Here is a 982-nt window from a genome sequence, read left to right as displayed (position 1 = left end):
GCGTCAATGCCACGACTTCGGCGGTGTACTTGAGCCCCGCTACATTATCGGCGCGGAATCACTTGACCAGTGAGCTATTACGCACTCTTTCAAGGATGGCTGCTTCTAAGCCAACCTCCTGGTTGTCTCTGCGACTCCACATCCTTTCCCACTTAGCACACGCTTAGGGGCCTTAGTCGGCGATCTGGGCTGTTTCCCTCTCGACTACGAAGCTTATCCCCCGCAGTCTCACTGCCACGCTCTCACTTACCGGCATTCGAAGTTTGGCTGACGTCAGTAACCTTGTCGGGCCCATCGGCCATCCAGCGCCCTACCTCCGGCAAGAAACACGCAACGCTGCACCTAAATGCATTTCGGGGAGAACCAGCTATCACGGAGTTTGATTGGCCTTTCACCCCTACACACAGATCATCCCCCAGGTTTTCAACCCTGGTGGGTTCGGTCCTCCACGCGGTCTTACCCGCGCTTCAACCTGCCCATGCGTAGATCACCCCGCTTCGGGTCCACAGCATGCGACTCAAACGCCCTATTCAGACTCGCTTTCGCTACGGCTACCCCACACGGGTTAACCTCGCCACACACCATAACTCGCAGGCTCATTCTTCAAAAGGCACGCAGTCACATCACAGGCGATCCGAAGACCACCTACGCTCCTACGGCTTGTAGGCACACGGTTTCAGGTACTATTTCACGACCCCTCACCGGGGCGCTTTTCACCTTTCCCTCACGGTACTTGTTCACTATCGGTCACCAGGGAGTATTTAGGCTTACCAGGTGGTCCTGGCAGATTCACACAGGATTCCTCGAGCCCCGTGCTACTTGGGATCCCCTCAAACAGTCAACGAAATTTCGCCTACCGGGCTCTCACCGTCTACGGCCACCCTTCCCAGAGTGTTCGACTATCCCGCTGATTTCTCACTGTCCGGAAGAACGGCAGCTCTTCCAAGAAGGTCCCACAACCCCGCATGCGCAACACCTGCCG

1 rRNA gene is annotated in these 982 nt (G+C 56.5%); it reads right to left on the bottom strand.

Annotated elements, in window-relative coordinates:
- Positions 1-982, bottom strand: a 23S ribosomal RNA gene (locus KIP79_RS46195); the annotation flags it as partial.

Source organism: Acrocarpospora catenulata (assembly GCF_018476525.1).
Taxonomy (GTDB): domain Bacteria; phylum Actinomycetota; class Actinomycetes; order Streptosporangiales; family Streptosporangiaceae; genus Acrocarpospora; species Acrocarpospora catenulata.
This window is presented reverse-complemented; position numbering and strand designations above follow the sequence as displayed.